Consider the following 15,219-nt stretch of genomic DNA (forward strand, 5'->3'; position numbering starts at 1 on the left):
GGCCAGCTAACAGTCGCCAAGCCAGCCGGAACGCCCGCCGGCCTGAGGCTCCTCCCTCCCCGCCAGCTCCACAGCGCCGTTCCTGTCCTGACACCGGACCAGCAGGCGGCCGTGGACGTCCCCCACGGCTCCGGCCCGGTGCTGGTTCCGGGTGCTCCCGGGACGGGAAAATCCACCGTGCTCATTGAAGCAGCAGTGCGCCGGGCAGAGCGCGACGGCCTGGATCCGGAAAGAATGCTCGTGCTGGCCCCAAGCCGCCTCGCTGCAGACTCGCTCCGGGACCGCTTCACGGCCCGCCTCAACCGGAGCCTCAGCACGACGCCGGCACGCACCTGGGCATCGTATGCCTTCGACCTGATCCGGCGTGCCAAGGCCGAAGGCATCCTCCCGCTGCCGCGGCCGCCGCGTCTACTGTCCGGACCCGAGCAGGACCTCATTATCAAGGAACTGCTGGAAGGACACACCCTGCCGGGCCTTGAGCTGCCGTGGCCGGAAGATCTCGGTGCCGCCCTGGATACCCGCGGTTTCCGCCAAGAAGTACGCCAGCTCTTTGACCGGATCATCGAATCCGGCCGGACGCCCGCCGATCTGGTGGCTTTGGCTCAGCAGTGCAACCGTCCCGACTGGATCGCTGCCGCCGCACTGTACGCCGAGTACCGCGATGTGCTGGACCTGCGGATGCCGGAGGCATTCGACCCCGCCGGAATCATCACGGCGGCCCGCCAGATCTTCCAGGATGCCCCCGAATTCCTGGCCGCCGAGCGCGAACGCCTCCAGCTGATCCTGGTGGACGACATCCAGGAAGCCAACCCGGCGATATTCGAACTGTTGGCGGATATCGCGGCAGGCAAGGACGCCTACGTGGCATTCTCCCCGGACACTGTCGTCCAGGGATTCCGCGGCGCCCGGCCTGACCTCACAGCTGAGTTGCCGCACCTGCTGGCTCCAGCGGACGCAACCGCACGCGCCCCCCGGGATGCCGCCACACCGGGTACTGCCCTGGAGCGCCCGCTCTGGCGTACGCATCGCCATACTCCCGCCGTCGCCCAGGCCTGGCGTTCGGTGGCGGGACGGATCTCCCAACGGGCAGGCAGCCAGTCGGCGCGCAGGCTGGAGAGCGCCGAACCGGCATCCAACCATCCCGCGGCCGGCGCGGTCCCGGGACGCGGCCGAGTTGAGGGCCATGTCCTTCCGTCGCCGGTCCAAGAGCTGCGCTACGTGGCCCAGCGGATCCTGGATGCGCACCTGAACGACCGGCGTGAGCTCGGCGACATCGCGGTGATCGTGCGGAACGGCGGGCAGCTGAACCAACTGCAGCGGCACTTGGCCGGTCACGGCATCCCCGTCCGTGTTCCTGTGGCGGAGTCCGCCGTCCGCGACGAAGTGGCGGTCCGCCCCCTGCTGGATGCCTATGCAGTGGCGCTGGATCCCGCGGTGCTGACCCCGGAAGCGGCAGTGGCACTGCTGACATCCCGAATCGGCGGAGCGACCTCCATCGAGCTGCGCCGGCTGCGCCAGTCGCTGCGCCGCGAGGAGATCCTCGGCGGCGGCGGCCGCACCAGTGACGCGTTGCTGGTCGAGTCGCTGCTTGAACCGGGCGCCTTGGCCACCACAGGTATCGAAGGCCGCTCAGCCAGGCGTGTGGCGCGGATGATCGAGGCCGGCCGGGCGGCTGCCCAGGCACCGGGAGCAAACGCTGAGACGGTGCTTTGGGCATTGTGGAACTCCACCGGGCTTGCCGCACGCTGGACTGACGCGGCATTGTCCGGCGGAGCGGCGGGGGCGCGGGCAGACCGCGACCTGGACGCCATGATGGCCTTGTTCCACACCGCCGAACGCTATGTGGACCAGTTGCCGGGGTCAGGCCCGGACCAGTTCCTTGAGTACCTGCTCAGCCAGGAGCTCCCCATGGACACCCTGGCGGCGCGCGCGCAGCTGGAGGACGCCGTGGAACTCATGACCCCGGCGAGTGCCGCCGGACGTGAATGGCCTGTCGTCATCATCGCAGGCCTGCAGGAAGGAGTGTGGCCCAACACCAGACTCCGGGGGGAGCTCCTGGGCAGCACGCTCTTCGCTGACGCCGTGGAGCACGGGGTGGCCCATGCCCTGCAACTCGGGCCGATCAGCAGGTTGCGGGAAATCCGGTACGACGAACTCCGCAGCTTTTCAACGGCTGTCTCCCGTGCCCGCGAAGTGCTGATCTGCACCGCCGTGTCATCAGAGGACGAACAGCCTTCCTCTTTCCTCGACTATGTCGCGCCGCTGGATCCCGGGCAGGACAGGCGGACCTTCACCCCGGTGGAACGGCCCATGACCCTCCGCGCCCTCGTGGCCGAACTTCGGCAGCACGCGCAGCTGGACGGGAGGTTCGTCGCTGAATCCGTCGAAGCAGCCAGGGTCCTGGCAGGGCTCGCCGCTGTCGAACCTTCCGTGCCCGGCGCCCATCCGGATTCCTGGTGGGGGCTCGCGGCGCTGTCTTCGGGGGAACGGATCGTTCCGCCAGGAGGAACGGTGTTCGTTTCGCCGTCCAAGGTGGAATCCGTGCAGAAATCGCCCCTTGACTGGTTCGTCCAGGCTGCCGGCGGTGAAGCAGCCACCGACTTCGCCAGGAGCCTGGGAACACTGGTCCACGCCATCGCGCAGGACCTACCCGACGCTTCTGGCGCGGAATACCTGGTGGAGCTGGTCCGGCGGTGGCCGGCCCTCGGCATGAAGGACAACTGGGAAGGAAAATTGGATTTCCAGCGCGCCGAAGGCATGGTCCGGAAGCTCGCCCAGTACATCCTGGTCATGCGCAGCGAAGGCCGGAGCCTTGTCGGCGTCGAGCGGGACTTCGAAGTGAAACTGCCCGACATCGTGGACCTCCCGGACCCGGGATTCTCAGTACCGGCGGCACCTGATGCCGAGCCCGAGGTCAGGTCCGCGGTCCTCCGCGGACAGGTGGACCGGCTGGAGATCGATTCAGAAGGACGCCTGGTGATCGTGGACCTCAAAACCGGCAAACGCCAGCCGTCGAAAGCAGACCTGGCCCGCCATCCCCAGCTGGGTGCCTACCAGGCCGCGGTACTGGCCGGGGGATTCACGGAACCCGGCGCGGCGGAAAGTGATATTCAGCCGGGCCACGTTCAGCCGGGCGGGGCCGTCCTTGCCCAGCTTGGCACGAGCAACAAAAGCCCCGGCATCCAGGTCCAGGAGCCGCTGGACGGCACCGACAACAACTGGGCGCTCGACATGGTGAACGATGCCGCACGGCTCATGTCCGGCAACGTCTTCGAAGCGCGCCACGATCCGGCAAAATCGGGTCACGGCGGCCACGGCTGCCGGCTGCCGGAGGTATGTCCCCTGTGTCCGCGCGGAAAGCAGGTTACCGAATGACCACGCCCCCCGAGGTCCCGACCGCCCGGTTTTCCCCGGAAGAACTGACTGCCATGCTGGGCGAACGTAACAGCCCCACTGCAGAGCAGTCCGCCATCATTTCCTCGCCGCTCACTCCGCGGCTGGTCATTGCCGGTGCCGGATCCGGCAAGACCGCCACCATGGCGGACCGTGTGGTGTGGCTCGTTGCCAACGGCTGGGTCCGGCCGGAAGAAGTCCTGGGCGTAACGTTCACGCGCAAGGCGGCCGGGGAACTGGCCAGCCGGATCCGGTCCAAGCTCTCGGCCCTGCAACGGATCGCGGCGGAGGACACCGAACACAGGATCTTTCCCGAGGGTCTGCTCAGTGAGGATGCCCTGGAACCCAAAGTCTCCACGTACCACTCCTACGCCAGCGGCATCGTGTCCGACTACGGGCTCCGGCTCGGTGTCGAACGTGACGTCGTCCTCCTGGGCGGAGCGCAGGCCTGGCAGCTGGCCAGCGAAGTTGTTGAGGCCTTCGACGGCGAATACGAACATTTCCGTGCTGCCAAATCGACGCTGGTCAAAGCCGTCATCCAGCTCGCGGGCGAGTGCGCTGAACACCTGCGCGATCCGGCCGAGGTGCAGGAATGGCTGATGAAGCGGGTCGCGGAATTTGAAGGCCTGCCCTACGTGGCCGGGGCCAAAAAGAACCCGACGCAGGCAGCCGGAGAACTCGGCGCCATGCTGCGCACCAGGGCCAGCGTCGCCGAAATGGTGGGCAGGTACGCTGACGCGAAGCGGGTCCGCGGCGCGCTGGACTTTGGTGACCTTGTGGCGCTCGCCGCGCGGGTCGCCAGCGAGATTCCGCTGGCCGCCGAAGTGGAACGCCAGCGGTTCAAAGTGGTGCTGCTCGACGAATTCCAGGACACCTCGCATGCCCAGCTGGTGCTGTTTTCCAGGCTATTCGGCGGCGGCCATGCCGTGACGGCGGTGGGCGACCCCAACCAGTCGATCTACGGGTTCCGGGGGGCGTCTGCCGGCCAGCTCTTCCATTTCGTAAGGGAATTCCCCGTCCGGGTCGGCGATTCGTTCGCCGTGGCACCCACCTCCTACCTGACAACCGCGTGGCGTAACGGGCGCAACATCCTTTCCGCAGCCAACGTCATTTCGGCGCCCCTTAGCGCCGCCGCGCTGCAGGCCGGCCCGGCGGGGGAACGGCAGTCAGCGGACTCCGTGGAAGTCCCGCCGCTGCAGCCCAGTCCGGCTGCGGCCGAGGGGAAGGTTGTCATCGGACGCTTTGCGACGGACGAGGACGAAGCCAGGGCCATCGCAGCGGATGTCCTGCGGTACCGCGTCACGGATTTCGAGGAACCCGTCGGCGCCGACCGCGTACCTCCTGCCATGGCGGTTCTGTGCCGGCGCCGCGCACAGATGGAATGCATCCGCCGCGAGTTCGAGCTGCGCGGGATCCCCTACGAAATCGTGGGCCTCGGCGGGCTCCTGGACACTCCGGAGATCGTGGATCTGGTCGCCACCCTGCGGGTACTCGCGGATCCGGGACGTTCGGACTCCCTCATGCGGCTCCTCGCCGGTGCGCGCTGGCGCATAGGCCCGGCCGACCTCATGGCGTTCCGGGACTGGTCATCATTCCTCGCACGCCGCCGGGGCCAACCGCGGACGGACGCAGATGAAGCTGACGATCCGGACGCCGCGGTCATCGAGAGCGACATCACCGATTCGCCGAGCCTTGTGGAAGCCCTGGACTGGCTGCCGCGCGAAGGATGGACCTCGGCCCACGGCCGGACGCTGAGCCCGGCAGCCCTCGACCGGCTGCATGCCCTCTCGGCTGAACTCCGGCAGCTCCGCGGATTTATGGGCGATGACCTCACGACACTGCTGGGCGAAGTGGAACGGGCCATGCTCCTGGACATCGAAGTGGCGGCGCGCCCCGGCGTCAGCATCCACCAGGCCCGGCGAAACCTGGACGCATTCCACGACGCCGCAGCAGGATTCCTCCACACCTCGCACCGCGTGGATGTCCTGGCGTTCCTGGCCTGGCTGGAAGCCGCGGCAACGGAGGAGGGCGGGCTGGACGTCGCGGCCCCGGAGGTCAACCACGAAGCGGTGCAGCTGCTGACGGTCCACGCGTCCAAGGGCCTGGAGTGGGACGTTGTGTTCGTTCCCGGCCTGAACGCGGGAGCGTTTCCGAGCAGCCGGGATTCGCGCTGGAGCAGCGGAAGTGCTGCCTTGCCCTGGCCGTTGCGGGGAGACCGTGCAGACCTGCCCCAGTGGGACACAGACCAGCCGGACCAAAAGGGCTGGCTGGACGCCGAAAAGGACTTCAAAGCCGACGTCCAGGCGCACGGAGAAGCCGAAGAACGCAGGCTGGCCTACGTGGCCTACACCCGGGCCAAATTCGTGCTGTGGGTTTCGAGCGCGGCCTGGGTCGGTTCCCGGGCCGGAATGGCGGAAATGTCGCCGTTCCTCTCGGAGCTGGCGCCCCTCGCTGGGGTCGGGGCAGGCGACGCCGAAACCGTGGCAGCGGAGGGCAGCACCCACGGGCGGACAGAAGCGTCGGCTGGGACCGCCGCCGTCGTGCATCCCGCATCGGTGGAGGAACCATCGCTGCCTGCCGAAAGTCCGTTGACCCAGGACCTCGAACTCGCCCAATGGCCGTATGACCCGTTGGAAGGACCGGCCGATCCGCGCACCGGTGCCAGGCTCAGGCTGGTTCCCGGACGGCGGGCAGCGATGGAAAGAGCCGCCGGACGGGTCCGCGAAGCCTTGGCCGCGGGCCCCGATTGGGAGCCCGCGGCGGATTCGGCCGCAGTGGAGGGCCCCCGGCAGCTCCGGAGTTTCGCGGCCAACTGGGCGAAGGAAGCTGACCTGCTGCTGGAGCGCCGTTTCCGCAGGGCCACGGTGCAGGACGTCCACCTGCCCGGCCACATTTCCGCGTCGACGTTCGTGGATCTGGGTGACGATCCCGCAGCAGTGCTGGCGCGGCTGCGGCGACCGGTTCCCAGGGAACCAGGCATGTCCGCCCGTAAAGGCACGGCTTTCCACGCCTGGGTGGAAGAGTACTTCGGCAAGGCGGGCATGTTGGACCTGGACGAGGCCCCCGGTTCGGACAACCACATTGACGAGGCCTACGGGCTGGATTCCATGGTGGAAACGTTCAGGAATTCGGAGTGGGCGCACCGTGCGCCGGCCCACGTGGAGGTTCCGGTGGAGACGCGCATCGGGGACGTTGTGGTGCGCGGCCGGATCGATGCCGTGTTCCGCGACGCCGACGGCGGCTGGGACCTGGTGGACTGGAAGACGGGCCGCCGCCCCGCCGCGGGACAGCTGAAGGTAAAGGCTGTCCAGTTGGCCGTCTACCGTCTCGCCTGGGCACGGCTCAAGGGAGTTCCGCTGGACAGTGTCCGGGCAGCTTTCTATTACGTCGGGGAAAACCAGGTGGTCCGCCCCCACGACCTCGGCACAGCAGAGCAGTTGGAGGACATCGTCACAGCTGCCCTTGGCGGAACGACAGCCCTGCTAAACGCCTCCGGACCGGCTAGTGGGACTTCGCGTCCACAATCTTGAGGGCGGCAGTGGACGTGTCCTCTGCTGCGGGCGGGCGCGGGGGAGCGGTTTCTCCCGGCCCGTCAGCCTCCCGGCCGGAGTCGCTGTCCGTCGGAGCCCGAGCCGGAGCCGGGGCCGGAGCATCGGGTTCGGCAGCCGGCTCGACCGGGATGGGTGATACGTGCACGGCGGGCATGGCGGCGGCCGTTGACGGTTCCTCCAGCGGCACAGGCTCCACCTGCACGGCCGGGACGGACTGCGGCAACGGTTCCACGCTGATGGGCTGTCCGCCGTGCTCAGTGATGTCCTCGGCCAGCGATGCCAGCATTTCTTCCGCTTCGCCGATCATGGACTGGTCTCCGGCTGCCAGCCCCTTGACCAGGTACTGGGCCAGCGCGAACTCGGCAGAGAGCGCCGCACGGCGCAGCAGGTGGGCATCGGGTGCGTCCCTGCGGCTCGATGTGTAGTTGCGCAGCACGGCGTCCACGAAACCCTGTTCATTGGAGGCGACCAGCCACGCCATATCGTCGGCGGGGTCGCCAATGCGCAAGTCGGTCCAGCCTGTCACCGCCGTCACGCGCTGACCCTCAACCAGGATGTTGTCCTCGTGCAGGTCGCCGTGGACGACGCAGGGATTGAAGCGCCAGAGCGACACGTCCTCGAGGGCGTGCTCCCACCGGCGCAGCAGCACGGGAGGGATCTTCCCGGTGGTCGCCGCCTGGTCGAGTTCGTTGAGCCTGCGCTGCCTGAACTCATTGGGTGTGTAGCTGGGGAGGTCGGCATTGCTGACCAAAGTCCTCGGAAGGTCATGAATGGCAGCCAGCGCCGCTCCCACTTCCCGGGCGAGTCCTTCAGGACCTGCAGTCAGCTCCTCGACGCTCCGGGTGGTTCCCGCCAGATGAGAGTAAACAAACGTGCTGAGTGCGCCCTGCCGCACGGTGCCTGCCACCGTGGGCATCAGAAACGGGAGCTCTGCCCTGATTCCCGGGGCAAATGCGCGCAGGACCATGAACTCAGTTTCCAGCCGGGCGCTGGCTTCCGCGTGCCGTGGCGAACGTACCCGCCACTGCTTCCCCTCGGAGTCCAGGAGAAGTGCCGAATCGAAGTCCGCCGGATCGTCGGGGGCGGAACTCACGGCGGTCGGCGTCAGTCCGGGGACTGCCGCGGTTGCTACAGCTGCAAGTTCGATCGGTTTTCTTCTCACCCGTCCACGGTAGATTGACTGGCGCCCAAGATGGCGATGTACTACGGCGAGTCTCCAGATCGTGACGATTTCCCATGTCAGATCAGCACATGGAACCCTTCCCGGGGCGGCCGGAGCGGCCGGAGCAAATGTCAATTGTCAGCCGGAGTCAGTACGGTGGGTACATGAGTCTTGCGGAGTCCCCGGCATCCAAAAACCAGTTAACAGAAAATGCGTCCCGGGGCAGCATGCCACCGTTGACGCGGCTCCCGGCGAACCACCTTATGGACACGGTCCTACCGGTCCGTCCGGCCCTCATTGACAGGGGATCGGGTGCCCGGATGAAACCGGGCATGGTTGACTCCGTGGTCAGCTCAGGACGGGCGCTGGCCATGGTCCTCTCGCACCGCCAGGCTCTGGTCCGCGGCGACAGCCTCCTGCTGACGGATGCCGCCGGACTCGCGGAGAGCCTGGGCGAGGCCGGAACGCCGCCGTCGATGACCATCTACCTCGGTTCCGCCCTCGCTGGCTCGCACCTGGACGAAGGTACGGAAATTGTCCTTTTTGTCCTGCCCGAGCCGTTCGAGGTCCGGGCGGAGCAGTTCGAACGCGGCATCGCCGGAATCCCGTCGGACGCCGTGTGGACGGGGTTCCGGGACGTGGCGGCCAGCCTGAACGCCACGGACACCGCCCTGTTCATCGAGGCCAGTGCCATCGCCAACTGGCACGCAACGCACGTTCATTGCCCGCGGTGCGGTGCCGCGACTGTCGTGGAAGCAGGGGGGTGGGTCCGCCGCTGTCCCGCCGACAACTCCGAACACTACCCCCGGACGGACCCCGCGATAATCGTGACCGTGGTGGGCCCGGATGACCGGCTCCTGCTGGGTGGCGGCGGGCCCCTCGATGCGAAAAACTATTCCACCTTGGCCGGATTCGTGGAGCCGGGGGAGTCCCTGGAACAGGCAGTCGTCCGCGAAATCCAGGAAGAAGTTGGTGTCCGGATTACGGCCACCCAGTACCTCGGTTCCCAGTCGTGGCCTTTTCCCGCCTCGCTCATGCTGGGTTTCACGGCCAGGACACTGGACACCGAGGCAACGCCCGACGGCGTGGAGGTCACCCGGGCGCGCTGGTTCAGCCGCGCGGAACTCCAGGCCGCTGTGTTGAGCGGGGAGATCGTTATTTCCAGCCGGCTGTCCATTGCCCGTTCCCTGATTGAGCACTGGTACGGCGGCGTCATCCAGGACCGCCCGGCCGGCGAATGACTTCACCACGCACTGCGGACCTCCGACTGACAGAACTGATCCACCAAGCACCAATCGACATGAGCAGCAAGTGACAACTGACAATTTTGAACGCACTTTGCCCGGCGACGGCGCGTCCCCCGGTACCGCCCTACCGGACAGCCGGTCCCTGGAAGAGCGCATTCTCGGCGGTTTGGACGACGAGCAGCGGGAGGTTGCGAGCACGCTGAACGGGCCCCTCTGCGTGCTCGCGGGTGCAGGCACCGGCAAGACGCGCGCCATCACCCACCGCATTGCCTATGGGGTGCACTCAGGCGTCTACAGCCCGCAGCGGCTGTTGGCCGTGACCTTCACTGCGCGCGCTGCGGCGGAGATGCGGAGCCGGCTCCGGGACCTGGGGGTGGGCAACGTCCAGGCTCGGACGTTCCACGCTGCAGCGCTGAGGCAGCTGCAATTCTTCTGGCCGCAGGCCGTCGGCGGAGCGCTGCCGAACCTCCTCGACCACAAGGCGCAGATGATCGCCGAAGCCGCCCGCCGCCTCCGGCTCAGCACAGACCGTGCATCCATCAGGGACCTCGCCTCCGAGATCGAGTGGGCCAAGGTATCCATGCTGACGCCGGCGAACTACCTCGAGAATGCGCAGGACCGCGGCAACCCCGGAGGGTTCGACCTGACAGCCGTGGCGCGGGTGTTCCAGTCCTATGAGGACGTCAAAACGGACCGCAACGTCATCGACTTTGAGGACGTCCTGCTGATCACTGTCGGGATCCTGCAGGAGGACCCGAAGGTGGCAGCCACTGTCCGCGAACAGTACCGCCACTTCGTGGTGGACGAATACCAGGACGTTTCGCCGTTGCAACAGCGGCTCCTGGAGCTCTGGCTGGGCGGACGCGACGAGCTGTGCGTCGTAGGCGATGCCAGCCAGACCATCTACTCGTTTACCGGCGCCTCACCCAAACACCTGCTCGGTTTCAAAGCCATGTACCCCGGCGCCAACGTCGTCAAACTGATCCGGGACTACCGCTCCACGCCCCAGGTGGTCAAGCTGGCCAATGACCTGCTCGCGGGACGGCGCAGCGGCGGCCCTGTGGCGGACGCCGCCTGGGCGGCGCCGCTCAAGCTCGTCGCGCAACGGCAGCCGGGGCCTCCGCCGCAGTTCACTGAGTGCGCTGACGATGAAGCCGAAGCCGCCACGGTAGCTATCAAGATCCGCGAACTGCTCGACGCCGGCACTCCGGCCAGCGAGATCGCCGTGCTGTTCCGCACCAACGGGCAGTCCGAGGCCTATGAACAGGCTTTGGCTTCGGCCGGAATCGGCTATCAGCTGCGCGGCGGAGAACGGTTCTTCGCCCGCAAGGAAGTCCGGGACGCAATCCTCCAACTAAGGGCTGCCACCCGGGCCGCTGCCGAAACCTCGGAACCCGAGCCCCTGGGCCAGCTGGTCCGGGACATCGTGGCGTCCCTGGGCTACACGGAATCCGCCCCGCACAACGGCGGAGCGCTGCGGGAACGCTGGGAGTCGCTGGCCGCACTGGTTGCACTGGCGGATGAGCTGGTGCTGAGCCGGGGCCCACAATTCAGCCTCTCGGATTTTGTCAACGAACTGCAGGAACGGTCGCTTGCCCAGCATGCCCCCACCGTTCAAGGGGTGACCCTGGCGTCCCTGCACGCCGCCAAGGGCCTCGAATGGGATGCGGTCTTCCTCGTGGGCCTCTGCGAAGGGCTCATGCCGATCTCGTTCGCCGACTCCCCGGAGGACGTGGATGAGGAGCGCCGGTTGCTCTACGTGGGCATCACCCGGGCGCGGGAGCATCTGTCGCTGTCCTGGTCGTTGGCCCGGACCCCCGGCGGCAGGGCCAACCGGAAGCCGTCGCGGTTCCTGGACGGCCTTCGGCCGGATTCGGTGGCCAGTTCGACGGCGCGCGGCAAGGGTCCGGCTCCCCGGCGGAAGGCGGCGACACCTGCGATGTGCCGGGTCTGCGGAAGCATGCTGTCCACCGGCGCCGAACGCAAAGTCGGCCGCTGCAGCCAGTGCCCGCCGAGCTATGAAGAACAGACCTTCGACGCGCTGCGCCAGTGGCGGAAGGACGTGGCTCTTGCAGCCGAAGTTCCGGCGTTCGTGGTGTTTACCGATGCGACGTTGACTGCCATCGCGGAGGCACGGCCGGCGTCCCTGGAGGAATTGTCCCAGCTGGCCGGAATCGGTCCCTCGAAGCTGGAAAAATACGGCGAAGCCGTGCTCGAGGTCCTCACGGAAAGCGGCAGCGCCTGATGGCCGGAAGCGCCCAACCACGGGCGATTCCGCTGACCACTTCCGACGGTGCCCCGGTGCTGGTCCGCCGCTCCGCGCGCCGGCGCCGGACCGTGGCCGCGTTCTGGGAGAACGGCACGGCAGTGGTGGCCATCCCCGCCCATTTCAGCAAGGCACAGGAAAGCGAATGGGTCCACCGGATGCTGGAGAAGCTCCGGCTGCAGGGAGTCCGGCGGTCGCGCGGGGCAGGACAACGCAAGCCGGCCACTGACGCCGCGCTCGCCGCGCACGCAGCCGAACTGTCGGCCAAGTACCTTGGGGGCCGTTCCGTGCCGACTTCGGTGCGCTGGGTCAGTAACCAGAACTCCCGCTGGGGTTCGGCCACACCTGCGGACGGAACCATCAGGCTTTCGGACAAGCTGCGGCCCATGCCGCAATGGGTGATCGACTACGTGCTGCTGCACGAACTGGCGCATCTGCTCGTCGCCGGGCACAACGCCGCGTTCTGGCGCCTCCTGGAGGCCTACCCCGAAACCCAGCGGGCCAAGGCGTTCCTGGAGGGCGTCGCGTTCGCCACGTCCCGCGGAATTTCACCGGACGTTGACGGAGAAAGCACGAGCACTGACGGAACCAACGTTCCGTCAGTGCTCAGCTAGCGGGCAGGAAAGCTAGCAGGTCAGGCCCGCGGCGTCCCGCCGTCGTCGTCCTTGCCCGCACCGCCCGTTTCCGTGCCAGTGCCGTCATTGTCGTGGTCGGAGCCTGCATCGTTCGCGGCCGGTTCGTCAAATCCGCCGTTCAACAGTTTCTGCAGGGCGTCATCCACTTCCGTATCGCTCGCTTCGGCAAGCTTGCGCCGCGCACTGAATCCCTGGGGGTCGTCCAGGTCCTCGCCCGTGGGCAGGAGGTCCGGGTGCTGCCAGATGGCGTCCCGGCCTTCGGTGCCGCGTTCTTCCTTGAGGGACGCCCAGAGGGCGGCAGCCTCGCGGAGGCGGCGGGGACGCAGCTCCAGTCCCACCAGGGATGAGAAGGCGTGCTCTGCCGGGCCGCCGGTGGCGCGGCGCCGCCGGACGGTCTCACGCAGTGCCGATGCTGAGGGCAGGAACTTCTCCGTGGCCGCTGCGGTCAGTTCATCCACCCAGCCTTCAACCAGCGCCAGCGCCGTTTCCAGTTTTTCCAGTGCCTGTTCCTGGGCGGGCGTCCGCTGGGGCATGAAGACACCTTGGGAGAGCGCTTCCTGGATGCCTTCGGGGTTGCCGGGGTCGATTTCCCGCGCCAGTTCCTCGATCTTGGACGTGTCAATGTGGATGCCACGGGCATAGGCCTCGATGGCACCCAGGAGGTGGCCGCGGAGCCAGGGCACCTGGACGAAGAGCCGGGCGTGCGCCGCTTCCCGCACCGCCAGGAAAAGCCGGATATCGTTCTCGGGCAGGCTCAGGCCTTCGCCGAATTTGGCCACGTTGGCCGGGAGAAGGGCCATTTCAAGGTCGGCCAGCGGCACCCCGATGTCCGTTGAACTCACTACTTCCGCAGAGAGCGCCCCGATGGCCTGGCCGAGCTGCATGCCGAAGATGGCGCCGCCCATGTTCTGCAGCATGGATGAAGCCCCGCCCATCATGGACTTCATTTCTTCGGGCATCTGCTCGGTCATGGCGGTGGACAGTGCATTGGCAATGCTGTTGGCCACCGGTTCAGTGAGCCGCTTCCACGTGCCGAGCGTCTCCTCGACCCACTCTGCACGGGACCATGCGCGGCCGATCAAGCCTGTCGCGGGGAGGTCCGTGACCTGGTCAAGCCACAATTCGGCCAAGCGCAGTGCCTCATCGATATCGCGCGACTGTTGCGCCGTGACCGAGGGGTCGGTGCCGCTCGCCGCTACCCGCCTCGCATTGTCGTGGGCAAGCTGCCAGTTGACGGGCCCTTCAGAGGGGGCGCTCATCATGGCCTGTGCCTGCGAGAACATCTGGGCAAGCAGGTTCGGATCGTCAGGAAGGCCTGCGGCCTTGGCCAGTTCGGCGGGGTCTATGTCGCCCATGCCCTTCCCGCCCATAAGGTTCTGAAGCATCTCCGCAAGCGGATCCTTGGGGTTGTCGTCGTCGCCATTGGACGGATTGAGTGGGTTGGAGGTCATGATCCCGCCGATCGTCGGTGTGACTGTTGCTCACCTTCACGGTACCCCGGTGCGTTGGCGGCTGTCTGCCGAATCCGGCCCCGTTCGCTGTAGGCAAAGAGCGGCACCGCCTGCTCAACGCGTAGTGTTAGTAATCGGAATATTTGCAGGCTGCCGTCAGTGCGATCCGGTTCAGCCACGGGGCCGCGTCCGCGGGCGCAGGTACGGAGAGGTCCTTCATTGTCAATCACTCAGGGTGACCAGGTTCCGGGGGATCCGGCGGAATCCGGAAACGGCAGCGGGAGCACACGCGGCAGTCTTTTGCGCCGGCCGAAGTCCCGACGGGCCAAAGCACGCGACAACCGCTACCCCGCCATGGTGACCTCAGGGCTGGTGGCACTGGCACTGGGTGTCACCGCCGCGAGCCTTCCCGTGCCTTATGTCGTGGAATCGCCCGGGCCAACCTTTAACACCCTCGCCAATGACAACGGGAAACCGGTCATCAGCGTTACCGGCCGCGAGACGTTTCCGGCCAAGGGCAACCTGGACCTCACCACTGTCTATGTCGACGGCGGACCCAACGGCCCGGTCAGCGTGTTCGAGGCTTTCTCAGCCTGGCTGGATAAGTCGAAGGCTGTCTATCCGGAAGAGCTCATCTTTCCGAGCGGGGTCACCAAGGAGGAATCCCAGCAGGAAAGTGCCGTGGCCATGACCACCTCCCAGGAGAACGCCACGGCTTCCGCCCTGAAGGAACTTGATATTCCCTTTGAGCAGAAACTGCGGGTGGCGGACCTTGCAGAGCGGTCGGCGTCCGCCGGCAAACTGCAGGCCGGCGATGTGTTCAACACTGTGAACGGCAAGCCTGTGACGTCGCTCAGCGTGGTGCAGGAGGAACTTGCCGCCGGGCAGGGGAAGCCGGCCACGGTCGTCGTCGACCGGAACGGTTCGCCGGTGACCGAAACCATCACCCCCACCGAGAACGCGGCAGGCAAGTTCATCCTCGGTGTGCTGCTGCAGTACGACTTCAAGTTTCCCTTTGACGTCAAGATTTCCCTCGACAAGGTGGGCGGCCCCAGCGCGGGCATGATGTTCGCATTGGGCATCATCGACACCGTCACGCCGGGGGACCTGACCGGAGGCAAACACATCGCCGGGACCGGCACCATCACGCCCGACGGCGTCGTGGGATCCATCGGCGGGATCGGACAGAAGATGTACGGGGCCAGGGCGGACGGCGCCGACGTGTTCCTGGCGCCGGCGGCCAACTGCTCGGAAGTGGTGGGACACATTCCGGACGGGTTGCAGGTGGTCAAAGTCGAGAACCTGGCTGAGGCACGGGAAGCCGTCACCGTGATCGGTTCAGGCGGGGACACATCCGGGCTTCCCGCGTGCACCAGCAACTAGACTAATTGCAGGAACTAAGCACCAGTGCCACTCGTGGCACTAGTGACTGCTGCTGAGCCCCGTCTTCGGGGCGACGCGGTAGTTCCGGCAGCACATCATCACCCGCACCTTGATTTTTTGACAAGACCAGT

Annotated in this window: 8 protein-coding genes; 6 read left to right on the top strand and 2 right to left on the bottom strand. The window is 66.9% G+C overall.

The window, feature by feature from the left end; genetic code table 11:
• Positions 1–42: 42 nt before the first annotated feature.
• On the top strand, positions 43–3,375 hold the full coding sequence (locus tag JOE31_RS08855) for an ATP-dependent DNA helicase (protein ID WP_209748275.1): 3,333 nt from the start codon (positions 43–45) through the stop codon (positions 3,373–3,375).
• Positions 3,372–6,923, top strand: a complete 3,552-nt coding sequence (locus JOE31_RS08860) for an ATP-dependent DNA helicase (RefSeq protein WP_209743410.1) — start codon at positions 3,372–3,374, stop codon at positions 6,921–6,923. Before JOE31_RS08855 ends, JOE31_RS08860 begins: the two co-directional genes overlap by 4 nt.
• Here JOE31_RS08860 and JOE31_RS08865 read toward each other — a convergent pair.
• Positions 6,895–8,106, bottom strand: a complete 1,212-nt coding sequence (locus JOE31_RS08865; protein ID WP_209743412.1) for a macrolide 2'-phosphotransferase — start codon at positions 8,104–8,106, stop codon at positions 6,895–6,897. The genes JOE31_RS08860 and JOE31_RS08865 overlap by 29 nt on opposite strands.
• Positions 8,107–8,333: 227 nt before the next feature.
• On the opposite strand from JOE31_RS08865, the gene nudC reads away from it, so the two are divergent.
• From nudC to JOE31_RS08880, 3 genes are all read left to right on the top strand, one after another.
• Positions 8,334–9,347, top strand: coding sequence for an NAD(+) diphosphatase (gene nudC, locus JOE31_RS08870; protein WP_209743414.1), 1,014 nt, complete (start codon positions 8,334–8,336; stop codon positions 9,345–9,347).
• 70 nt (positions 9,348–9,417) lie between these two features.
• Positions 9,418–11,598 carry an ATP-dependent DNA helicase UvrD2 gene (locus tag JOE31_RS08875; protein WP_374100824.1) on the top strand — a complete coding sequence of 727 codons (2,181 nt, stop codon included), beginning with the start codon at positions 9,418–9,420 and terminating at the stop codon, positions 11,596–11,598.
• Complete coding sequence (locus JOE31_RS08880; protein WP_209743416.1) at positions 11,598–12,233, top strand: M48 family metallopeptidase; 636 nt, start codon at positions 11,598–11,600, stop codon at positions 12,231–12,233. The genes JOE31_RS08875 and JOE31_RS08880 overlap by 1 nt, the downstream gene beginning before the upstream one ends.
• Positions 12,234–12,253: 20 nt before the next feature.
• Here JOE31_RS08880 and JOE31_RS08885 read toward each other — a convergent pair whose 3' ends face one another.
• The gene (locus tag JOE31_RS08885; RefSeq protein ID WP_209743418.1) at positions 12,254–13,705 is read right to left on the bottom strand and encodes a zinc-dependent metalloprotease; all 1,452 of its coding nucleotides are present in this window, start codon (positions 13,703–13,705) and stop codon (positions 12,254–12,256) included.
• 219 nt (positions 13,706–13,924) lie between these two features.
• On the opposite strand from JOE31_RS08885, the gene JOE31_RS08890 reads away from it, so the two are divergent.
• Complete coding sequence (locus tag JOE31_RS08890) at positions 13,925–15,088, top strand: PDZ domain-containing protein (protein WP_209743420.1); 1,164 nt, start codon at positions 13,925–13,927, stop codon at positions 15,086–15,088.
• Positions 15,089–15,219: the final 131 nt, after the last annotated feature.

It is taken from the genome of Arthrobacter sp. PvP023 (assembly GCF_017832975.1).
Classification (GTDB): Bacteria; Actinomycetota; Actinomycetes; order Actinomycetales; family Micrococcaceae; genus Arthrobacter.